The 17,707-nt window shown below is 63.7% G+C and carries 15 protein-coding genes and 2 pseudogenes; 9 read left to right on the top strand and 8 right to left on the bottom strand.

Going from position 1 to position 17,707, the window contains the following annotated elements:
• Window positions 1-6 precede the first annotated feature (6 nt).
• Window positions 7-1,209 carry a 3-oxoadipyl-CoA thiolase gene (gene pcaF / locus ABIC78_RS20510; protein WP_354491750.1) on the top strand — a complete coding sequence of 401 codons (1,203 nt, stop codon included), beginning with the start codon at window positions 7-9 and terminating at the stop codon, window positions 1,207-1,209.
• 417 nt (window positions 1,210-1,626) lie between these two features.
• Complete coding sequence (locus tag ABIC78_RS20505; protein ID WP_022676231.1) at window positions 1,627-1,890, top strand: hypothetical protein; 264 nt, start codon at window positions 1,627-1,629, stop codon at window positions 1,888-1,890.
• A 183-nt stretch (window positions 1,891-2,073) separates the two neighbouring features.
• Here ABIC78_RS20505 and ABIC78_RS20500 read toward each other — a convergent pair whose 3' ends face one another.
• The 6 genes from ABIC78_RS20500 to ABIC78_RS20475 all read right to left on the bottom strand — a co-directional run bounded on the left by ABIC78_RS20500 (window position 2,074) and on the right by ABIC78_RS20475 (window position 10,442).
• Window positions 2,074-2,550, bottom strand: a complete 477-nt coding sequence (locus ABIC78_RS20500) for a MarR family winged helix-turn-helix transcriptional regulator (protein WP_022676230.1) — start codon at window positions 2,548-2,550, stop codon at window positions 2,074-2,076.
• A gap of 150 nt (window positions 2,551-2,700) precedes the next feature.
• On the bottom strand, window positions 2,701-4,026 hold the full coding sequence (locus tag ABIC78_RS20495; RefSeq protein WP_354491747.1) for an MFS transporter: 1,326 nt from the start codon (window positions 4,024-4,026) through the stop codon (window positions 2,701-2,703).
• Window positions 4,026-5,729 carry a thiamine pyrophosphate-requiring protein gene (locus tag ABIC78_RS20490; RefSeq protein WP_022676228.1) on the bottom strand — a complete coding sequence of 568 codons (1,704 nt, stop codon included), beginning with the start codon at window positions 5,727-5,729 and terminating at the stop codon, window positions 4,026-4,028. The genes ABIC78_RS20495 and ABIC78_RS20490 overlap by 1 nt, the downstream gene beginning before the upstream one ends.
• Window positions 5,729-6,631 (bottom strand): ketopantoate reductase family protein, encoded by a 903-nt coding sequence (locus tag ABIC78_RS20485; protein ID WP_354491777.1) that lies wholly within the window; start codon window positions 6,629-6,631, stop codon window positions 5,729-5,731. The genes ABIC78_RS20490 and ABIC78_RS20485 overlap by 1 nt, the downstream gene beginning before the upstream one ends.
• A 34-nt stretch (window positions 6,632-6,665) precedes the next feature.
• Window positions 6,666-7,583, bottom strand: coding sequence for a DUF8021 domain-containing protein (locus ABIC78_RS20480; RefSeq protein WP_354491745.1), 918 nt, complete (start codon window positions 7,581-7,583; stop codon window positions 6,666-6,668).
• A gap of 57 nt (window positions 7,584-7,640) precedes the next feature.
• Window positions 7,641-10,442: a TonB-dependent receptor plug domain-containing protein gene (locus tag ABIC78_RS20475; protein WP_354491775.1), complete on the bottom strand. Its 2,802-nt coding sequence runs from the start codon at window positions 10,440-10,442 to the stop codon at window positions 7,641-7,643.
• 170 nt (window positions 10,443-10,612) lie between these two features.
• Between ABIC78_RS20475 and ABIC78_RS20470 the strand changes: the two genes are divergently transcribed.
• The 3 genes from ABIC78_RS20470 (at window position 10,613) to ABIC78_RS20460 (ending at window position 14,450) form a co-directional block, all read left to right on the top strand.
• Entirely contained in the window at window positions 10,613-12,013 is a 1,401-nt protein-coding gene (locus ABIC78_RS20470) for an aldehyde dehydrogenase (RefSeq protein ID WP_354491743.1), read from the top strand.
• A gap of 185 nt (window positions 12,014-12,198) precedes the next feature.
• Window positions 12,199-13,119: a LysR family transcriptional regulator gene (locus tag ABIC78_RS20465; RefSeq protein ID WP_022676223.1), complete on the top strand. Its 921-nt coding sequence runs from the start codon at window positions 12,199-12,201 to the stop codon at window positions 13,117-13,119.
• 140 nt (window positions 13,120-13,259) lie between these two features.
• Window positions 13,260-14,450, top strand: coding sequence for an acyl-CoA dehydrogenase family protein (locus ABIC78_RS20460; RefSeq protein ID WP_354491740.1), 1,191 nt, complete (start codon window positions 13,260-13,262; stop codon window positions 14,448-14,450).
• Between the two features lie 8 nt (window positions 14,451-14,458).
• On the opposite strand, the gene ABIC78_RS20455 is transcribed toward ABIC78_RS20460, so the two are convergent.
• Window positions 14,459-14,710 (bottom strand): TolC family protein, encoded by a 252-nt coding sequence (locus ABIC78_RS20455; RefSeq protein WP_354491738.1) that lies wholly within the window; start codon window positions 14,708-14,710, stop codon window positions 14,459-14,461.
• A gap of 21 nt (window positions 14,711-14,731) precedes the next feature.
• On the opposite strand from ABIC78_RS20455, the pseudogene ABIC78_RS21515 reads away from it, so the two are divergent.
• The 4 genes and pseudogenes from ABIC78_RS21515 to ABIC78_RS20430 all read left to right on the top strand — a co-directional run.
• Window positions 14,732-15,133, top strand: a pseudogene (locus tag ABIC78_RS21515) (IS66 family transposase); the annotation flags it as partial.
• 54 nt (window positions 15,134-15,187) lie between these two features.
• Complete coding sequence (locus ABIC78_RS20440) at window positions 15,188-15,724, top strand: UPF0149 family protein (protein WP_354491736.1); 537 nt, start codon at window positions 15,188-15,190, stop codon at window positions 15,722-15,724.
• 5 nt (window positions 15,725-15,729) lie between these two features.
• Window positions 15,730-15,864 carry an SEC-C metal-binding domain-containing protein gene (locus ABIC78_RS20435; protein WP_216642982.1) on the top strand — a complete coding sequence of 45 codons (135 nt, stop codon included), beginning with the start codon at window positions 15,730-15,732 and terminating at the stop codon, window positions 15,862-15,864.
• Window positions 15,865-16,495: 631 nt separating this feature from the next.
• Window positions 16,496-16,636, top strand: a pseudogene (locus ABIC78_RS20430) (transposase); the annotation flags it as partial.
• A gap of 625 nt (window positions 16,637-17,261) precedes the next feature.
• Here the strand turns inward: ABIC78_RS20430 and ABIC78_RS20420 are convergent.
• On the bottom strand, window positions 17,262-17,707 hold a 446-nt coding region (locus ABIC78_RS20420; RefSeq protein WP_354491734.1), incomplete at its 5' end, for an integrase core domain-containing protein.

Here is a 17,707-nt window from a genome sequence, read left to right as displayed (position 1 = left end):
TACCGCATGCCCGATGCTTTCATCTGCGACGCCATCCGTACCCCGATCGGCAAGCTCAACGGATCGCTCGCCACCATCCGCGCCGACGACCTGGCGGCTGTGCCGCTCAAGGCGCTGATGGCGCGCAACCCGGGGGCAGACTGGGCGGCACTGGACGATGTGCTGCTTGGCTGTGCCAACCAGGCGGGCGAGGACAATCGCAACGTGGCCCGCATGGCCGTGCTGCTGGCGGGCATGCCTGAAACGGTGCCGGGGGTTACCGTAAACCGGCTGTGCAGTTCCGGTCTCAACGCGCTGGGCATGGCAGCCCAGGCGATCCGTGCAGGGGACGCGGATTTCCTTATCGCGGGTGGCGTCGAGAGTATGACTCGCTCGCCCTACGTCATGGGCAAGGCGCATAGCGCATTCGCGCGCGACCAGAAGATCGAGGACACCACGCTGGGCTGGCGCTTCATCAACCCCGCGATGAAGGCGGCCTATGGCGTGGATACCATGCCGCAGACGGCCGAGAACGTCGCCGAGCAATGGCAGATCAGCCGCGAGGACCAGGACCGCTTTGCCCTGGCCAGCCAGGAAAAGGCCCATCGCGCCACGGCCAGCGGGCGCTTTGCCGCCGAAATCGTGTCCGTGACGATCCCGCAGCGCAAAGGCGAGCCGATCCTGTTCGATGCAGACGAGCATCCGCGCGCCACGACGCTGGAAGCGCTCGCCGCTCTCAAGCCCGTTGTGAAGCCTGGCGGGACGGTGACGGCGGGCAATGCATCGGGCCTCAACGATGGCGCCGCAGCCATGCTCGTTGCGACAGAGGCAGCGGCTGCGGCGCATGGCCTGACACCGCGCGCCCGCGTCATCGGCATGGCCGCCGCCGGCATCGCGCCGCGCATCATGGGCGTCGGCCCGATCGAGGCGGCGCGCAAGGTGCTGGCCCGCCACGCGCTGCGGATCGACCAACTCGACGTGATCGAACTGAACGAAGCCTTTGCCAGCCAGGCGATCGCTACCTTGCGCGATCTTGGCATCGATCCGCTCGATCCACGCGTCAATCCCAACGGCGGGGCGATCGCGCTGGGTCACCCACTGGGCATGTCTGGTGCACGGATCGCGATGACCGCAGTGGAGGAACTGCACCGCAAGCAGGGCCGCTATGCCCTAGCGTTCCTGTGCATCGGCGTGGGGCAGGGGCTGGCGGTTCTGCTAGAGCGTGTCTGAGCGGAATACCGGCAAGCGCTGAAAAGTGCTAATGTGAAAAGAAAATCCACCCGCTTGATAAGCCGGTATATCCGCTTCTTGCCGATGCTCACGCATCGCTTCACCTCGGCGATCCGCAGAAGCCGGACATATTCCTCCGACGATCGCGTCATTTTGAACTCTTGCGATCGCGGCTTCGCGGGCGCGGACGAAGCCGCGATCGCTGTCCAGAAAGGCGGATATGGGTCTGTGGCGAGAACGGTCTGCGGTCGATCCTGCCCGGATCGAGCAGGGCCTTGTTACGGTCCTGGCCCATCACAAGGCTACCGAGGCAAGCTTCGCCAAAGGCTGGCCAGGCTTCTCCCCCGCCTTCTGCGAGCCGGGTCAGAAGCCAGACCACGTAAGGTCAGGACCTGGGGCAGGGGCTTCTGGAGCGCCATGAAGCTGGCGCCGGATTACTGGTCGGTGATCGCCGAGGACGAACGAACCGCCACGCTCGTTGCCCTGTTCACCGGCTTCATGGACATCGGCGAGCCGTGCGATGAACGCGACGACGCCAACACAATCCGCGATGAGCACGCAGCCCTCATACCCTGCGCCCTAGTTGGAATGCGCAAGCTCGCGCTCATGCGCGAGGACAAGAAACCCGCTCTCCGCGCCATGCAGACTGGCAAGACAGGTCGAAACGCGGCTGGGGCATGAAGTACAAGCGCTGCTGCGCGGCAGCCCGACGCCGCGTCAACGCCGCCTTCCGTTGGCGCTTACTATGAAACACCAGAAACATGCACTGCCCCGCCAAGTGAGAGCAAGCATTGCCAGGGCCGTTTGGCCCAATGCGGTGGTGCATAGCGTGCAACTCCGATCGACCCACGCAGCGCGATCTGGTCAGAGCCGGGCTGACAGTTCCTTGAGAAGCGCCAGGAACAGATCGCGATGCTCTGGCCCGATGATGCTGTCGATCCTGGCGTTGTGGGCCGCTGCCTTGAGTTCCAGCTCGGCGAGTTGGGCCTCGCCAGCCGCGCTCAGTTTGAGGCGGAAATTGCGGCGGTCGATCTCGTCGCGCTCGCGCTCGACCAGCCCTGCCTTGCCGAGTTCACGCAAGGACGCGGTCAGGGTGGATTTGTCGCGCCCGCTGGCCGCGCTCAGTTCGGTCTGGTTGATGCCGGGGTTGTCGTAAATGATCCGCAGCAGGGCATACCAGCCCGGCCAGATGCGGATTTCGCCAATGCTGCGGGAATAGGCGGCAAACGATGCCTCCTGCGCGCGGCGCAGATGATAGGCGATGACGTCGTCGAGCCCGCGCGTCCATTGCCTGTCTTCGGTAGCTACGGCCGCTTCACCGCGCCGCTTCTTACCGGCCATGGACCACCGCTGGCGTGACCCGCACAACGAGCGCCGAATCAACATGACAGCAACTACATCGCGGCATCAATGGTCCCAAATCCGGCAGACGGTCCGGATCGGTCGCACGGCTGGCACGGCGGAGTCAAGCTTGGCGGAAATGCCGAGCAATCACCGGGATGGCACATGGCGCACGATCAGGGCAATCGCTGCCAACACCACCACCATCACCCCTGCGATCGTCCAGTGAAAGCCGGCCATGCCGAGCGCGCCAACCACCACTGCCCCCAGCAACGCGCTGGAAATCGCGCCAAGCCGGCCAATCCCGGTTGCCATGCCCACGCCACGCGCGCGGGTTGGCGCCGGATAGATGTTCGACGCCAAGGCATAGAGGCTGGTCTGGACCCCGTTCACGCAGCCGCCCTCGATCGCGATGAGCGCGAATGTCGCGGCAAGCGGCAGGTGTACATTGGCCAGCAAGGCCAGGGTCGCAGCCGCGCCAACCGCCACCAGCGCCATCGCCGCCATCACCCAGCGCGAGCCGAAGCGGGCCATCAACGCGCCCCCCAGCAGGGCTGTGACAACCCCGCCCATGTTGAACGCCGCCAGACCTTCAGCGGCCTGCGCCACACTCAGACCGCTCTCTGCCAGCAGCGTGGGCAGCCAGTTGAACGCGGCATAGACGGACACGAGGGAAAAGAAGAACGCCGCCCACAACAGCATGCTGTCGGCGCGCAACGCCGGGGCCCAGACGGCCGACAGCGGCGCGGCAGCACCATGCGATCGGGCTGCGGCGCGTTCGGGCAAAACCGCATCGCCCAGGCCCATCCGGCGCAGGCTGCGCAAGACAACCGCGGGGCTCGCGTCGTTCGAGAGCAGGAACGTCACCGATTCCGGCACCGCCAGTATTAGCAGAAGTGCCAGCACCAAGGTGCAGGCGCCGGCCAGCACAAACAGCGCCGGCCAGCCCATCACGGGCAGGATCGCCGATGCCGCCATGCCGCCAACCACGCCGCCCAGCGGCACGCAGACGATCGAGAGGATGACCGCCAGGCTGCGATGGCGCGCCGGCGTAAATTCTGCGGCCAGCGCGGCAACAGTGGGGAAAGCCGCCCCCAGCCCGAGGCCGGCGGCAAATCGCAAGCCTGCCAGTTGCAGCGGCGTGTGGACAAAGCCGATCAGCAAGGTGCCCGCACCAAACAAGGTCGTGCTGGCCACCAGGGCAGCCTTGCGACCGAACCTGTCGCCCACAACGCCGCCGCTGATCGCCCCGATCAACATGCCAACCTGCGCAGCCGCCAGCGCGCTGCCCAGCGCCGCCTTGGGCAGGCCCCAATCCCTCATCAGGCTGGGCAAGGCAAAGCCCAAGGACTGGTTGTCAAACCCATCCAGCAGGATGGTGAGCGACACCAGCGCCAGCAGCAGCTTTTGCCGCCAGCCCCAGGGTCGGTCATCAATTACCCCCGCAACGGACGAAGGCGCCTCTCCCAACGCCATCAGCCCAGCCTCGCCTCGACGACCACCGCGCGGCGCTCGTTCTTCAACACGGCGAAAGCGTCGCCCAGCACGGTGGCAAGGTCGCTCTCGCGGTCCACGACGAAACTGGCCGCACCGCCCGATGCCGCTGCAATCGCGCCGTAATCAGGCGCTGGCGTAAAACTCAAATCAAGGTCGGCGGCCTTGCTGGCATGCCCATCGGGATGAACCGCAAGCGCTGAATGGCGCGGCGCATTCCAGCCGTCATTGTTCAGCACCACTTGCAGGAAAGGCGTGGCATAGCGGCGCGCAATCCAGTGCACGCTGGACGGCACGGTAAACATATAACAGCCATCGCCCGACACGGCGATCACCGTCGCTTCGGGATTGGCCAGCTTTGCCCCGATTGCCGCGCCGCCGTTCCAGCCCAGCGATCCGCCGCCGCTGGCAAACATGCTGCCGGCACGCACGGGGGCCAGATGATCGAACACCGGCTGATAATTGGTGATGCCCTCGTTCATCACGATGGTCTGGCCATCGAACTGCTCGCGCAGGGCCGCCATCAGGCGGGCGATCGTCAGCCCCTCGCCCGCGAACACTTCCTGCGCGACGCGGGCGCGACGCGCAGCACTGCGCGCGGCATAGTGCCCGGTCTTTTCGGCCAAGGCAGCAGCATCCGTGTCCAGTGCCGCTGCTGCATCGCCGATGGCCTGCAAGGCTTGCGCGGCATCAGCGCGGAAACTGCGGTGCGGCTCGATATACCATAGCGGCATCTGCTCCTTCAGCGGATCGATGTCGATGTGATAGATTTCGGCCGCTTCGGACGGGGTGTTCTTGATCGGAATCCACGGCACGTCGCAGTCTACCACCAGCACCAGATCGGCAGCGGCGAGATCGGGGTTCTGCTCGGGATTGTTCCAGTAGTTGCCAAGATAGAACGGGTTGTTGTGCGGCAGGTTGACGTAGCTGGGCACCGATTCCACCACGCCCGCACCCACCTGGGCACACAACGCCGCCAACACGTCAACCGCTGCCGGATTACGGCCGAGATAGGACGTGACGATCAACGGGCGCTTCGCCTTGACCAGCCGCTCGGCCAGAAAGCGCGCATCCTGCGCTGCCAGCGCGCAGGGCGTCACCGGCTGCCAGCGTGCCATGTCCACGCTTACCGGCTCGCACGGCGCCTCCAGCACTTCGCGTGGGGCCATCAGATAGACGGGGCCCTTGGGGTCAGACCTGGCAAATTGCATCGCGCGATGAACCAGTTGCTTGACGTTTGCGCCGGTGCGGATTTCGTTGTCATAGCGCATGTAGCCGCGCACCAGCCCGCGCTGGTCGTGGACATCCTGAATCCACTGGATGAACTCGTTGCGGCTGCCGAGCATTTCCCCGTCCTGGGTAAAGGGCGAAGAACCGGCGAAGATCAGCACCGGAATGCGCGCCTTGGCGGCATTGTGCACCGCGCCAGCCAGGGCCTGCGTCCCGCATTCGACGTGGATGATGACGGCCTGCGGCTGACCACTAATCTGGGTATGGCCATGGGCAATGGTCAAGGCCACCATCTCGTTCGGGCAGGTCACGATGGTCGGAACGGCCCGCCCGTTTGCGCGCGCTTCGGCGATCGCCTCTACCAGCCCCGGATGATCACTACCCAGATTGACGAACGCGTGCGTGATGCCTTGCTCGACAAGGGCTTCCAGAAAGGCAGTGGCGGTGGTGTACATCACGAACTCCGAACGATGTGGTCGATGCTGCGCAACAGCGCGGTGCAATGGGCAAGTGCGTGCGTCGTCACGCCGTGACGGTGGGCTGCGGCCAGCAAACCACCCTGAATGGCATCGACTTCGGTGGGGCGGCCGGCCTCCACATCCTGCAGCATGGACGGCTTGTGGGCGCGGTGATGGGTCATGGCAAAGGCAACGGCTTGGCGCACTCTCTCACCGTCGACCGCCACGTCGTTGGCCAGCGCGATGGTGATTCCTTCCGCCACCACCTGCAACGCGAGATCACGAGCGGGCGCGAAGTCACCGACCTCGCCCACTGTCATCCGCGTCAGGGCGCAGATACCATTGAGCGCGGCGTTGAAAATCACCTTTTCCCAAATCGCGACCTTGACCGAAGGCTCGGCGCTCGCGCCAAGGTCCGCCTCGGCCAATGCGGCGGCAACCTGGTGAATGGCGGGGGTATCCGCGCCTGTCAGGCTCCAGAACTTGACCATGCCATGGCCCGCCACGTGGATGCGCCCATGGCCGAGCAAATCGGCCGGCCAATTGGTAATACCCACCAGCACTCGATCAGCGCCGACAACGCCTGCAATCGCGACACCGTTGCCCAGGCCGTTCTGCAGCGTGAGCACCATGCCATCGGGGCGCAACGCGCCAGCGTTCTGTACCATGGCAGCGGCGGTATGCTGGGCCTTGGTGAACAGGATCAGCAGATCAGTCTCACCCTGCGCCACGCCGGGCAACGCCGCCGCGCAACGGGCGGGGATGTCGTTTTCCCAGACGCCATTGGCGGCAATGGCCGCGACCCGCGCGGGGTCTGTATCGACGAACACCACCTGATGGCCGGCCCGGGCCAAGCGCCCGCCAAACAGGGTGCCCATGGCGCCTGCCCCCACAACCATGATCTTCATGCCGGCGTCTTTCGGATAAGGGCCATCACCACCCGCTGCCCCACTGATAGGGCATGTCCTGGCGGATCACGTTGATCTCTTGGATCTTGCCGTCGGCGATCTTGAAAACCTCCTGGATCAGCGTGTCGTGCGGGCGGCTGAACAGCGGCACAACGGACTGCGGGCCGCCGGGAACGGCCCCGGTGATCGCGGCGCTGGCCTTGGGCTTTGACACCTCGATCACCATGGCGCCGACCACGATGCCGCGTTCCACATCGACGATGGGGAAGCGGCGCTCCTTGATCTTGTCCATGTAGGTGTAGTCGCTCATTACGTTGCAGGCCCAGGTGTTGCCCAGCGGGTTGAGCGAGGTCTGGTTGCCGTTTTCATAGCGCCGGCACCCCAGGGCAGACTGCACCCCAGCCCCATCGTGGCGCTGCAAACCCTCGAAATAGCTGTCGGCAATGGCGATCAGTTGCGCGCGGGTGGAACGGCTCTGTTCCGGCAGAATCTGATCGAAATAGGGGTTGGGCGCGGCAAGGCCCGGCACACCGCCAGCAGGCCGGTCGCCGATCACCTGCTCGATCTCGGTGATCTGGCGATTTTTCACCGCCAACCGCAGCCAATAGGCGCCGCGGCCGCCCGCCTCGGTCGCAACACCCAGCATGGCGACCTGCCCGGTGGAAGGATCGGCCAGGATCTGGCGATAGGTGATACCGTCCACCAGCTTCCAGAAATAGTCCGATTGGGCGGGCGATACCCGGCCGTTGACGGTTTCCCTGGCGCCGGCCGCGATGGGCTGGCCAGCGCGATCGTGCGTGGGAATGGCGTCGATATAGCTTTCCATCATCGCGATCAGGCAGGCCCGGTCACACGATGCGGCAGGCGCGGCCTGCAGGGGGGCCACTGTGGTCAGCGCCATCGCGCCGGCCAGCGCGAGACTGGCGATTGAAATCTTGGTCATGGTCGAATCTCCCCATGCGAAAAAGGCTGGCGCCACAAAGGGCGCCAGCCAACAGGGTCAAAACTTGAAGCGAATGCCGGCGGTCATATAGAGCCCGATGACATCATAGAACTGCGACAGGGTGGAAGACGGGGCAATGCCAAAGGTGGTGGCACCCAGCGGCGGGGCCTTGTCAAACAGGTTGTTGGCCGAGGCAAACACATCGACCCCCTCCAGCTTGCCGCCCAGGTGATAGGTGACATTGAGGTCGGTATACCACACCGCGCCGATGTGGTTGTTGGCCACGAACGAAGGCGTATAGGTGCTGTCGATCGCATGGCTGCCGATCAGCCGTTCTTGCACCAGCACATTCAGCCGGCCAAGGTCGATATCGGCACTGGCCGTGCCCTGAAAGGGCGTTTGGCTGGCGCGATCGATCGGCGCGGAACCCGGCGTCGTGGTTTGTAGCTTGGTGACGTAGGACGCCAGCGCCCGCAGCGAAACCCGGCTCGGCTGGCCGAACACCGTGCCGATGCCAAAGCCATAGTTCATTTCGACATCGAAGCCGCGCGTCTTCAACGTGGCAAGGTTGAGATTGGGCGTGGAGATCACCGAGATGGCGCCGCCATTGCGTGTGATCAGCGCACACAGGGCCGCATTGCCCGCGGCGCACTCATCCACCGTCTGCTGGTTACTGAGGCGGGTGATCGCGCCATTGATGCTGATGTCGTAATAATCGACCGATGCGCTGAAACCGCGCCAGAAGCTGGGGGTGAGCACCGCACCGATCGTGATGGTGTTCGATTTTTCCGGCTTCAGGTTGGGGTTCCCGGGCAACTGGATCGTCGCCGTCGCCGAGGCATTGGCATTCTGGCGATCGATTACCGTGGCAATCGTCTGCGCCTGAGACAGGTAAAGTTCGCCGAGGTTGGGCGCGCGAATATCGTGCGAGACCGTGGCACGCAGGCGCAGATCGCTTGACGGCGCATAGACCAGGCCCGCCTTGTAGGTCCACACCGTGCCGGCGTTGGAATAGTGCGTGACGCGGGCAGCGCCGTTCAGTTCCAGTGACTTGGCAAAGGGCTTGTCGGCCAGGAGCGGAATCTGTGCTTCGGCAAAGGCTTCGTCCACCAGATAGCTGGCATTGACCGGCGAGGAGTTACCCAGGAAATAGCCGCCCTGGGTGCCCAGCAGGCTGCCGGGAAACCCTTGCGCGCCATTGCCGGTCTGGGTGATGGTGGCCAGCGAGGGCACCACTTGCTTCAGGCCTTCGCGGCGGTGTTCGGCGCCCACGGCCACCTGCACCTTGCCGGCGGGCAGTTCCAGCGGCGACCCACGCAGCGTGGCCGCCAGTACATCCTGCGTGACAGTCTGGTTGGCATAGGCATTGCCGGCAATATACTGGCGCGCCGCGGCCGACGGGGTGCCGGCGCCAAACAGGTTGATGGGCACGCAGCCATTGCCAGGATTGCTGAGCGTCGAGCGGCAGACGATCTGATTGGTGGCCGGGTTCACCACCGCATCAACCGCGTTGTAGAGATTGGCTGTGATGATGCCGTTGGCGGCGGTAAAGTTGCCCTGCGTGCGGCCATGCTGGAAATAGGCGTCCCAGTTCCAGTTGGCACCGATGCGGCCCCGCGCGCCAATGACGCCGCGCACCACCTCGGTTTCGACCTGCTTTTGGTAGACCCCAAGGTCAATGTTGTAGCGGCCCATCTTGAAGCTGCTGCCAGGCGCCATTTGCGAGGCGATGCTGGCCGGCAGATAGGCATTGTCGGCAAAGATCGTGTAAGCCGTGCCGTTCACGCCATAGCTGTTGGCACCGGCATTGTTGGTGATGTAGGTATGGGCATAGTTGCCCTCGGCGAACACTTCGATGCTGTCCTTGTCGCCATAGGCAACGTGGACAAAGCCCACCTTGGCATCCAGCGGCGTTTCCAGCGTGCCGGTTCCAACCGGACTGGCGCCATCCCCGCCCGACATCGAACCCGACGTGCGGTTCGTGCCAAAGGTGAACGGCGCGGTTGCCCCGTTCGGCAGGAACTGCGTTCCCGCCAGCGGGCCCGACACGATCAGACCGCCTGTGGTGGCATAGGGAAACACCACGTTGTTGGCCACGATCAGCGTGGGGTTGGTGGGCGATGCCGGATTGGCTGGCGACACATTGGGGTTGTTGACCAGGAAGCTGCCAAGACGCTGCCACGCGCGGTTCTTGCCGCCGATGTTGTAGCCTTGGGCGCCAGTGTCCTTGGTGTAATCAAAGCTTGCAACGACGCGCAGCTTGCCATCCAGGAACGACGTGCCGCCGGCGAGCGAGAGACGGGTGGTCTTGCTGTCCCCGTAACGGCTGATGCCTTGCGAGGCGAGGCCCTTAAGCCCGGTAAAGCGATCGTCGAGGATGAAGTTGGTAACGCCCGCGATGGCGTCAGAACCATAGGCCGCCGACGCCCCACCGGTCACGACTTCCACGCGCTTCATCAGCAACTGCGGGAACAGGTTGATGTCGACCGCGCCGGCATCTTGCGTCGACACGAAGCGGCGGCCATCGAGCAGCACGAGATTGCGGTTGGTGCCCAGGCCGCGCAGGTTGAGGTAGCTGTGCCCGGCGTTGGCTGCCGCACCACCCGCCGTCCGCGAGTTGGACCCGTTGAAGCTGGGCAGTGACAGCACGCCTTCGGCCAGGCCACGCGGCGAGGCATCCTGCAGGCGGTCGGCCGACATCACGGTAACAGGGGTTGGCTGGGCATTGCCATTGCTGGCAACGCGCGACCCGGTCACGACAATCTCCTGCGCCACGGCCGCATCCTTGGCCGCCTGATCCGGCACCTGGTCTGCCGCTTGTGCCTGCGCCGACGCGGTCCACAGTCCCGCTACGATCATCGCGGTCACGCTCGCCGATATCCGTGCATCCATCCCTGCAAGTCTCATTTTTGCTCTCCTCCAGGCCGTCGATTCGTTCACGGCCTTGGCGCGCTGATACAGCATTTTAGTTTGACGACAAACTAATTATGCCCCAAGCTGTCAGCCGGAAAGTTTGAGGAGAGGATCTGGTGACCTTTACCCGTTTGAACCCGATCACCGGCGAAGTGGCATCAACGGCGCGCGCGATGACAGCAGCCGACGTGCCCGCAATTGCTGCGGCCGCAGCGGCCGCACAGCCCGCGTGGGCCGCGATGGGCCCCAATGCGCGGCGCACGGTTTTGATGCAGGCAGCAGATGCCCTGGTGGCGCGCAAGGATGATTTCATCGCCGCGATGATGGCCGAGATCGGGGCAACCGCTGGCTGGGCGGGCTTCAACCACATGCTGGGTGCCAGCATGATCCGCGAGGCAGCGGCCCTCACTACGCAAATTGCGGGCGAGGTTATTCCCAGCGACAAACCGGGTTGCCTGGCGATGGCGCTCAAGGAGCCGGTCGGGGTCATCCTCGGCATCGCCCCCTGGAATGCCCCGATCATTCTGGGCGTGCGCGCGATTGCCGTGCCGCTGGCCTGCGGCAATGGTGTGATCCTCAAGGCGTCGGAACAATGCCCCCGCACCCACACGCTGATCATCGAAAGTTTTGCCGCTGCCGGCTTTCCGGAAGGGTTGGTGCAAGTCGTCACCAACCGACCCGAGGATGCTGCCGATGTCGTTGGCGGGCTGATCGACGCGCCACAGGTCAAGCGCATCAACTTCACCGGCAGTACGGCGGTGGGCCGCATCATCGCCAAACGTGCGGCTGAAAACCTCAAGCCGTGCCTGCTCGAACTCGGCGGCAAGGCGCCATTCGTCGTCTGCGCCGACGCCGACCTTGACGAGGCGGTCAAGGCCGCCGCGTTCGGCGCCTATTTCAACCAGGGCCAGATCTGCATGAGCACCGAGCGGATTATCGTAGTCGATGCCGTGGCCGATCAATTCGCCGCGAAATTCGCTGCCAAGGTCAAGAGTTTGACCGCTGGCGATCCACGTGGGGGCAAGACTCCATTGGGCGCCGTGGTCGATGCCAAGACGGTCGCCCATTGCCTCTCCCTGGTCGAAGATGCCGTCGCAAAAGGCGCGAACCTTCTCGTCAGCGGCGAGACGAGCCAGAACGTCATCATGCCCGCCCATCTGGTGGACAACGTGACCACCGACATGAAGCTGTTCCGCGACGAGAGCTTCGGCCCGGTCGTCGGCATCATCCGCGCCCGCGACGAAGACCACGCGATCGAGCTGGCCAACGACACCGACTACGGCCTTTCCGCAGCGATCTTCACCCGCGACGCGGCCAAGGGCCTGATGCTGGCCAAGCGCATCAAATCAGGCATCTGCCACATCAATGGCCCCACCGTGCACGACGAGGCGCAAATGCCGTTCGGCGGGGTAGGCGACAGCGGCTATGGCCGCTTCGGCGGGCGCCAGGGCATCGACAGCTTCACCGAAACCCGCTGGATTACGGTGGAAACCCTGCCCGGCCATTATCCGATCTGAGCGGAACCAGCGCGCCGATGCAGATAATGCTCGGCATTGGCGGGCCTAGCTCCCGAGCCGGGTAGCCGCGCCGGGCCATATGGCGGCCGTCGTTCCTCTGCCGGGCATCGCCCATCTTTGGGTTGCAAAAGCATGTAGTGTTCCGGTTTAGATGCACGCATCCGCGTAGCTGGGAGAGTGGCGCGATGCGTTTTGACAAACTGGATCTCAATTTGCTGGTCACGCTCGATGCGCTGATCGAATTGAAGAGCGTTTCCAGCACGGCGGAGCACCTGAACCTGACCCAATCGGCGGTCAGTGGGGCGCTCAAGCGGCTGCGTGAATATTTCAACGACGAGCTTCTGGCGAGAGACGGCCGCAGCATGGTACTGACCGGCAAGGCCCAGCAGCTTGCCCCTGCCATTCGCGCGATTCTGCTACAGGTGCGATCCACCATTACCAACCCATCCGAATTCGACCCGGCCACCGCGGTTCGGTGTTTCACGCTGGGGTGCTCGGACTATGTGGCGATGATCGTTGGCCACGACCTTGCGCTGCAGGTTCAAAACGAGGCGCCGGGGATCAGTTTCAAGTTCCTTCCCCCTGATATTAGTGCGCTGGAGATGTTCGAGCGAGGCGACATCGATCTTCTGATCGTTGCCGAAAGTTTCGCCAGGCCGGAACACCCGCGGCGCGTGCTGTTCGAGGATGACGCGCGGGCTGTCTGTTGGGCCGGAAATCCGACGATTGGCGATCGCATCACGCTCGACCAGTTCCTCGACATGGGCCATGTCTGTGCCGAATTCAGGGGCGTTTCGCACCCATCCGTGTATGAAAAGCAGTTGGCGGAAATGGGTATCCATCGCCGCATCGAGGTGTCGGTCGCCTCGTTCGCCATGGTGCCTTTTGCACTGGTCGGCAGCAGGCACATGGGTGTGATGCACCGCCGCCAAGCCGAACGGTTTGCATGCATGTTGCCTTTGAAGGTTCTGCCTTTGCCCCTCGCGCTCAAGCCCGTGGTCGAAATTGCGCAATGGCATCGTCACCGGACATCCGATCCTGGCCTCGAATGGCTGCTGTCCCGGCTCGAAAGGGTGTTGCACATGATGGATGACCATGCGGCATGAAGGCTGGCGCCATGCCGGCATCTATCATTTTACGTGATGTATCCGTACACGCCTTACGATTTTCCTGAAGTCTGGCTTCCTGACAAAACGCGGCCCGCAACGCGCGATGAAGCGCGGTGCCACCGTTCAGGAGAGCCCCCATGAATCACGCCCTGCTCATGCCGCCACCAGATTCACATGGCGTCGCGACCGATGGCTTTGGCGCACGGATAGAGCAGATACTGCCGCAGATCGCCGCTGCAGCTGCACAAGGCGATGAGCGCATTTCGCTTCATCCCGACAGCATCGCTGCCTTGACCCAAGCAGGTGTCTTCCGCGCTCTCGTGCCGGCAATGTATGGTGGCGACGAGGTCGATTTCATCGAATTCCTCGCCGGCGTGCGGCGCCTCGCTGCGGTGTGCCCTGCTTCTGGCTGGATAGCTGGTGTGGTTGGCACGCATTCGCACGGGATTTCCTATTACGGCAAACAGGCGCAGGATGACATCTGGGCCGATGGGCCCGACACCCGCATCTGCTCGTCGTTCGCGCCGGTAGTCACCGCGCAGCCGACCGAGGGCGGCTATCTGCTTACCGGCGCATGGGACTTTTCCAGCGGTTGCGACCATGCTGCCTGGGCCCAGCTTGGATTTCGCGTCGAGGGCATGCCGGGCGTGTCATACCTTGGCCTGATCCCGCGCACCGATTTCAATATCGTAGACAACTGGGACACGGTTGGCATGCGTGGCACCGGCAGCAAGCGGGTGGAAGTGCGCAACGTGTTCGTGCCGCAGCATCGCTGCTGGGGGCCAGGCATGTTCGCGCCGCCAGCAGAACCCGGTCTGCACGACCATTGGCTCTTCCGGATGCCATTTCTGGCCACTGCGGCCAACTTCGGCGCCGTACTGCTCGGTGCTGCGGATGGCGCCCTGGCTGCCTACCGCGAAAGTGTGCAGAAACGCATTCGCCCGCATACCGGCAAGCTGCGGATGGACAATCCCCTGTCATTCATCCGGCTTGCTGAAAGCCATATGGAAATCCGCGCTGCCAGTGCGCTGGTCATCGCGCACTGGCAAGGCATTGTCGATCACGCCAAGGCGGGAACCCGTCCGGCGATGGACGAGGTCTTGCGCTCGCGTGGCGACGAAGCATTTGCCGGGCGCATGATCATGAACGCGGTTGACCGCCTGCTCGCCGCCGCTGGCGGAAGCGCGACATTCAAGTCGCGACCATTGCAGCGCTATTGGCGGGACATCCATACTGCCGGCAATCACATGTTTTTCGATCTCGAAAATCGCCTGGTCATCGTCGGGCGCCATCTGGTCGGCCTTGAGCCGGACCCCGACCTACTGTGATTGATGCGTTAACTCTCCCCCAGCAGGCTGGCGCTGTCCATCAGGCTGGCGGCGAGTTCGGCACGGGCAGCGGCGTGGCGGTATTGGGCGTCGATCTGGCGCAATTGCGCGTCGGCGGCGGCTTCCTCGCGCAGGTTGACCCGCAGGAAATTGCTAGCGCCCAGGGCAAAGCGGCGGCGTTCGGCCTCGGCCATGCGGCGGGCCAGGCCTGCCTCGTCGCCGGCCAGCGTGGCCAGGCGCTCGGCCCCGCTGACCTGCACACGCAGGCTGCAAGAACGGCGGTGATCTGCTGTTCAGCGAGGCGCAGGCGATGCGTGAGCGCGTCGGCATCGGCCTCTGCCTCGGCCAGGCGGCCCCGCGCGGCGCGCTGTTCCAGCGGCATCGACAGGCGCACCCCGAACATCACCTCGCCCGGCACGCGCGTGGGGCTGCCGCTGCCGAAATCCTTGGCCGCTTCCACCCGCAGGTCGAGCCGGGGGAGCAGATCGTTGCCGGCCAGGTCATCGCGCAACCGCGCCTTACCCAACCCAGACTTGCGTCGCCTGCGAAGCTGGCTGGAGACCATGGAGCAGGGGCTGTCGTCCGACAGCGCTCTGGCCAAGGCATGCCGCTATCCGCTGAATCGTCGGTGGGCTGCCATGATCCGCTACTGCGATGACGGCCTGCTCGAGATCAGCAACAATTGTGATCGAGCGGATCGGGAGCCATCCGATCAACCGGATCGACGAACTCCTGCCATGGCGCTGGCACGCGGCTCGCGATACTGCCCTGGCGGCATGACTACCGCAACACCGCACCCCGCCATCCCACTGCCGCTGGTCCGCGACCCCGGCCTCCTGCCGCCGCTCGAAATGGACGGCTACCTCACCGGCGTGCTGGTCACGCCGCACCTGGAAACCGCGCAGTGGGTCATGGGTCTGTGGCGAGAACGGTCTGCGGTCGATCCTGCCCGGATCGAGCAGGGCCTTGTTACAGTCCTGGCCCATCGCAAGGCTATCGAGGCAAGCTTCGCCAAAGGCTGGCCAGGCTTCTCCCCCGCCTTCTGCGAGCCGGGTCAGAAGCCAGACCACGGTAAGGTCAGGACCTGGGTCAGGGGCTTCTGGAGCGCCATGAAGCTGGCGCCGGATTACTGGTCGGCGATCGCCGAGGACGAACGAACCGCCACGTTCGTTGCCCTGTTCACCGGCTTCATGGACATCGGCGAGCCGTTCGATGAACGCGACGACGCCAACACAATCCGTGATGAGCACGCCGCCTCATACCCCGCGCCCTAGTTGGAATGCGCAAGCTCGCGCTCATGCGCGAGGACAAGGAACCCGCCTTCCACGCCATGCAGACTGGCAAGACAGGTCGAAACGAGCCCTGCCCATGCGGCTCGGGCATGAAGTACAAGCGCTGCTGCGCCGCGGCCTGACGCCGCGTCAACGCCGCCTTCCGTCGGCGCTTACGGACGCGGTGCGGGCGACGCATCTTCATCTTCTCGGCAGGAATGTTCCACACGCTGCGATCGAAATCCAACTCTGCCCATTCGGCTTGTCGAAGTTCACCGGGGCGCACAAAGAGACGTGCTGACAGCTTCAAAGCGAGCAGCGTGATGGCATGGCCGGAAGAACCTTCGATCGCGCGCATGAAATCTCCGGCCCGATCCCCGGTGGTAATTGCAGCAAGGTGCTTGGTGACTGGGCGCGCGCAGGCACGGGAGAGCAACGATGAAACGCGCGGACACGACCGCAATCGCGATGCGGATCATCATCGACCGGCCCGTCCCGGGGACGGAATATAATTAAAATCATTAAGCAATTGATAAAATGTATTTAAAATGGAAAATTGTTCCTTACCTTCATTCTTTTCCCACAAATTTCCCACATAGTCGAGCCGCTTGGTAGGGGTGTTTGAGGGCGGATTTGGTTCCTGCTGTGGAGGGATTGCAGGCTAACTAGCACTACTTTGGCAGAAGAGTGATTTTTGGGATTCCAATTCGGGAACACGGTGATTCATGGGTAGCCAGCTTTTGACGAGGCTTGTGATAGAAGCGGGTTTGGCGGAACAAGACGCGGCGTCGGATGTGCCCGGCTTACATCGCGGGCTTGATCGGGCCGGGTGACAGCAAGAGTGTTCAACCCATGGCAGCCCGTGACGGGGATGTCAGCTATGACCGGCTGCATCACATTGTCGGCAGCGGCGTCTAGGACAAGCTTCGCTTGAGGTGACGCGCGACAGCTAGTCCTCCCGATCAGGCATCCGAGGTCTAGTTCATGGATGGCCTGCCCGAAGCCGAACTGCATCTTGAGACAGCGGGAGGGTTTGAAGACCGAGCGACAGTCATGGACGTATCGGTTCTCGGAATGGACCTGAGCATGCACAGCTGCAGCGTGGTTTGTCTGGATGCAACTGGGAAGGCCGTTGTCCGCCGGCGAATGCGGTGAGAGACGCTCGTTGCATACGCAAGTGCTCTAGCGTCCTGCATCGTGGCAATGGAGGCCTGCTGCGGTATGCATCACATGGGCCGTGCCCTTGCACGGCGAGGCCATGCCATTCTCTTGATATCGCTCGAGTATGTTCGACGTTTTCTTACGGCTCACCAGAATGACGACCGCGATGCCGAATTCACCGAAGCAGCGAGGGCGGAAGCGAGCACGCGGCTCCTGCTGACCATACTCGGCACGGAGCGCTCAATTCAAGCGCGCTGGTGGTCGCAGTCGGCGATTGACGTGCTCCCCTGATTGTTACCAGTCAGAGGTAGAGTCCGGCCCCCTTCATGATCCGACACCGTTCTCTGGACCACCCGGGGCTAGAGTTTCCCAGCCATGGTCACGGTGACGGGCTGGGTACGTCACCGGGATGCATCAGCGTGATCGGGGGCTTGTTGCCGATGGCGCCATGCGGCCGATCCTCGTTGTAGTATCTGCGCCACTCCTCCAACTTTTCGCGGGCGTCTGCAAGCGTCAGGAACCAGTGGGTGTTCAAACACTCCGCCCGGAAGCGTCCATTGAAAGCCTCGATGAAGGCGTTGTCTGTCGGCTTGCCCGGCCGCGAGAAGTCCAGGGTCACGCCGTTGGTGTAGGCCCACAAGTCCAAGTCTCGGCTGATGAACTCGGAGCCCTGGTCAACCCGGATCGTCCTTGGATAGCCAACCACGGCGCAGGTCGCCTCGAGGGTTTGAACTACGTCCTCACCGCGGTAGCTGAAGCGTGGATCGAGCACCGGCGAGAACCGCGAGAACGTGTCCACCACGGTCAGGACGCGAATCTTCCGAC

The organism is Novosphingobium sp. 1529 (assembly GCF_040544855.1).
Lineage (GTDB): Bacteria > Pseudomonadota > Alphaproteobacteria > Sphingomonadales > Sphingomonadaceae > Novosphingobium > Novosphingobium capsulatum.
This window is presented reverse-complemented; position numbering and strand designations above follow the sequence as displayed.